Source organism: Bacillus cereus group sp. N6 (assembly GCF_016483705.1).
Classification (GTDB): Bacteria; Bacillota; Bacilli; order Bacillales; family Bacillaceae_G; genus Bacillus_A; species Bacillus_A wiedmannii.
Genome location: NZ_JAEHBI010000110.1, coordinates 1 through 4,293, shown reverse-complemented (window position 1 = coordinate 4,293; position 4,293 = coordinate 1). Strand labels below are relative to the sequence as shown.

Below are 4,293 nucleotides of genomic sequence, written 5' to 3'. Positions count from 1 at the left end.
TAGTTGGGACCTTGTCCCTGTGAGAGTAGGACGTCGCCAAGCAACTAAAAACACAAGTCTTTTGACTTGTGTTTTTTCGTGTTTAATAAAGCATGAGCATTTTGTACACATTTAGAACTTGTATCGGTGTATTGAGAATTAAGAAATATGATATATGCGGAATGGATATAGTTTGTATACACATTCGTTCTCTGTCCAAGGGGTGTTTAATTTTTGAGCTGTGTCGTACGGTAAAGATTAAAATTGCTTGAAGAACATTTGGATTATTAATGATGATTTACTCCCGCTATGCCATATTGGAGTAGGTAGTACTTGATGTGAAATGGATAAAAAACCGATATTCTAACTTGAATATCGGTTTTTTATCTGTGACTTATATGAATTTATAGCAATACGAAAAGCGTAAATAAGATAGCTAACAAAATACGATAGTATGCGAAAGGTTTTAAGCCTATCTTTTCTAAAAGCTTTAGGAATGTTACTACTGCTAACATTGCTACTATAAAAGAGGTAATGAATCCTACCACAAACATAGGGATATCATTGACACTTAAATACTTCCAGCTTTTTAACAAGTCTAAGCCTGTAGCGCCTACCATTACAGGAAGAGCAATGAGAAAAGAGAACTCAGATGCAGTTTTATAATTTACTTTTGCTAATAGACCTCCAGAAATAGTAGAGCCAGCTCTAGAGAAGCCGGGGTATACTGCTAAGCATTGAAATAATCCAATTGTTAATGCTTGCCGGTATGTTAAATCATCCAGTGAATAGGAGGTTGCCTCTTTCTTCTTTACTTCTGCAAAGAGCATAAGAATTGCCCCTGCTACAAGTCCAATTACGACAGTATAGGGCTGAAATAAGTAAGTTTTAATAACACCATGTAGTAGTAAACCAGCAACTACTGCTGGAAATACGCCAAGAAATACGTGGAATGCGTTGAATTTCTTCTCTTTCCGCAGAAGAGGTTTAATATTACATAAAGAAACGAGGCGTTTATGATATAAAATTGCAATAGCTAAAATTGCCCCTAGCTGTATAACAATTTCAAACGTTTTCGCTCTTTCTCCTTCAAAATCTAATAAATGCCCGACTAATATAAGGTGACCAGTAGAAGAGATAGGTAAAAATTCGGCTAACCCCTCTACGATACCGAGTATGAAGGCAATAATGATATCGCTCATCGTTTCACTCCTATAAGTTAATGAATGTCTACTCTTTTGAAATAGAATAGTGTTGCAAAAAATCCTGAAACCGCTGTTGCTGCAATGATGATATAAGAATATTCCGGTGGATATGTGGGTTGTAATTCATTATTTGCGATATCAAGAGTAGCGGTCCACGGAAATAAATCTTTATGTTTGGAGTTTACGAGCATAAGATTAGTCATTGTAATAATGACTGTTAATATAATAGGTGGTACATAGCTCTTCATTACAAGAGTTAGTAGCACAATAGGTGAAGACAATAGAAAGAGAAGTCCACCACAGATTAAAAATTTTAGAAAAGAACCTAAAAATAAAGCAGTGTTAAAATCAGGGAAGTTCCCCAATAGCCCTAATATTAAAGTAAGTGCCCAAGCGACTAAAGTTAGCATCATGATCCAAAGAAAAAGAGTGATGAACTTACTTATAATAAAGCTAATACGCGATACGGGGATAGTTAGTAAATTCTTTAGTGTGTCTTCTGCATATTCACGGGTAAACAGATAAGCAATTACTACTCCATATAAGGGGAATCCTATCACTAAAGTAGTATATAAGTTAACATCAGTAAATAATTGATGGAACCAAATAGTCGGAGTGGGCTGTTTGGTTTTTATATGTATATAAGAAGCTACTACGACTAAGAAAGGTGCGACACCAGCCCCAATAATGCTAATTAAAAACATATTAGAGCGTTTTAGTTTTAGTAGTTCTGTATAGAGTAGATTAACCAATTGTTCCACCTCCAACTAATTTAGTGAAATAATCTTCTAATCTATCTTCACTTATCATCATTTTTAATACTTCTACACCATTTAGAACGAATGTTCTGTTGATGTATCCTTGTTGTCCAAAATGAGAATAAATACGAATATTCCCTTCATCATGTACTTCATAATCAAAGATTTGAAACTGATTTTCTAATAGCATTGCGGCTTTGTTTTCATTATTCACTTGAAATTCTATGTACTTACGGTTTGCTTTACGTAGCGTATTAAGAGAAACTTCTTCTAGTAACCTTCCTTCATGAATAATTCCCATACGATCAACTAATTGTTCTACCTCAGCTAATATGTGACTGGAAATAAGTATCGTTATATTTCTTTCCTGAGCTAAAGATTTAATAAGTTTTCGCATTTCTTTAATACCAATAGGATCGAGCCCGTTAGTTGGTTCATCTAGTATGAGTAATTCGGGATAATGGAGAAGGGCACGTGCAATACCTAGGCGCTGCTTCATTCCTAAAGAATACTTCCCAACTAATTTTTTTGTTTCATGCTGCAATCCTACTATTTCTAATGCTTCTTCAATAGCATTCTTTTGGTGAATCCCAATTATCTTTGTATTAATTAATAAGTTTTCTTTTGCAGTTAAGTTTTCATAAAACCCTGGAACCTCAACGATAGAACCAATTCTTCTTAAAATATCTTTTTGATTTTGAAATAAGTCCTCTCCGAATATTTCAATATTTCCACTTGTAGGTTTTATAAGACTGAGTAGCATACGAATGGTTGTTGTTTTGCCCGCACCGTTTCGTCCTATGAATCCATAAATCTCGCCTTGTTGAACATTAATATTTAGATTATCTACTGATTTTTGTGTGCCATACACTTTAGTAAGGTTAGTCGTTTTTATAATTGTATTTATAGGAAACACCTACTTTCTATAAGTTCTTAATTACATGATAAGAAGGAAGGCTTAACTGCATATTAATCATTTCTTAACTATTTCTTAAAAGAAATGTATTTTGGAATTGAAAAGCCAAAAGTAGTTCGTTTCCATGGAGTACTTTCAACCCATATATGCCCACCATTTCTCTCAACGAGTGCTTTAGAAATTGAAAGCCCGAGACCGCTACCACCAGAAGAAGAGTTTCTCGATTGTTCGCTTCGGTACATTCGTTCAAATACGTTTTGTAAATCATGTTTTGGAATACCAGGGCCTTTATCCCAAATAAGAAGTTCATAGTCTGTATCAGTTTCTAGTAGTTCGATCCCTAATGTTTTCCCATCTTTTCCGTAATAAATGGCATTTTTTATCAAATTACTCATAATTCGCATAAGGCTAAGGTGGTCTGCAATGATAGGGCAAGTAGATTCTGGTATGAGAACCTGTAGTTCGAGATTATGTTTTGAGAGTTCAGGTAAAAATTCAATCAAAACTTCTCTAGTAACTTCAGAAAAGTCGAGTTCCTCTTCTTTTAGTGGAAATTCATTGGCGTCTAGCTTTGCCATATTGAATATTTCATTAACTAGATGTTTTAAGTTATTTGATTTCATATAAAGTATTTTAAGATATTCTTTCTTTTCTATTTCAGAAACAGCAACCCCATCTTTTAAAGCGTCGATATATCCAATAATAGAGGTGAGTGGTGTTCGGATATCGTGCGAGATACTAGACAAAAGTTGTTTTCTAGATTCCTCGGATCTTTTTGCTTCGATCCGAACCTTTTCTAATTCAGCTATTAGTTCGTTTATTGAAAAAACGATACTATGTAATGAGGGGTCATTGCTTGTGAATAATCTCGTTTGTAAATTTCCTTTTAGTACACGACCTAATTTTGTGTCCACTGATTTGCGATGTTGAATGAATTGTATTCTTGAAAAGAAGAGATACATTGTAATTAAAATAAGGGTAATAAATAAAGACATCTTTCCTTTTGGGCCCATTTGTATATTTAAAAGCCCGCAAATGATAAGTTGTAATGAAATAAGGAATAGGGTTTTATCAGTCTTCAAGTTTTTCACCTACAAACTTATAACCAATTCCCCATACAGTTTGAATGAATTTTGGATTAGAAGGATTGATTTCTATTTTCTTTCTAAGTTTTCGAATATGTACCATAACGGTATTATCGTCTTCTATATAATTATCGTCCCATACATTTCGAAAGAGCTGTGTTTTTGTAAATACTTGTCCTGGGTTTGAAGTAAAGAATTTCAACAGTTCCAGTTCTTTTCCGGTTAAGCTGATTTCTTCTTTATTTGTATGAACTGTGTATGTATTTAAATCGATAGTAACTACTCAGCTTCCTCACGGAAGCTTTTTTAATTTTACTAGTTTCATATGCCTCTCATTTGTAAATACTGAG

The 4,293-nt window shown here is 33.9% G+C and carries 4 protein-coding genes and 1 pseudogene; all 5 read right to left on the bottom strand.

Annotated features, from left to right (window positions below):
• Positions 1-383 precede the first annotated feature (383 nt).
• Positions 384-1,181: an undecaprenyl-diphosphate phosphatase UppP gene (uppP, locus tag JDS99_RS29880; protein WP_001279953.1), complete on the bottom strand. Its 798-nt coding sequence runs from the start codon at positions 1,179-1,181 to the stop codon at positions 384-386.
• A 17-nt stretch (positions 1,182-1,198) separates the two neighbouring features.
• Positions 1,199-1,936 carry an ABC transporter permease gene (locus JDS99_RS29875; protein ID WP_199696367.1) on the bottom strand — a complete coding sequence of 246 codons (738 nt, stop codon included), beginning with the start codon at positions 1,934-1,936 and terminating at the stop codon, positions 1,199-1,201.
• The gene (locus tag JDS99_RS29870; protein ID WP_106383644.1) at positions 1,929-2,858 is read right to left on the bottom strand and encodes an ABC transporter ATP-binding protein; all 930 of its coding nucleotides are present in this window, start codon (positions 2,856-2,858) and stop codon (positions 1,929-1,931) included. Before JDS99_RS29870 ends, JDS99_RS29875 begins: the two co-directional genes overlap by 8 nt.
• A gap of 68 nt (positions 2,859-2,926) precedes the next feature.
• Positions 2,927-3,940: a sensor histidine kinase gene (locus JDS99_RS29865; RefSeq protein WP_000845343.1), complete on the bottom strand. Its 1,014-nt coding sequence runs from the start codon at positions 3,938-3,940 to the stop codon at positions 2,927-2,929.
• Positions 3,930-4,223, bottom strand: a pseudogene (locus JDS99_RS29860) (winged helix-turn-helix domain-containing protein); the annotation flags it as partial. The pseudogene JDS99_RS29860 and the gene JDS99_RS29865, both read right to left, overlap by 11 nt.
• Between the last annotated feature and the right edge of the window lie 70 nt (positions 4,224-4,293).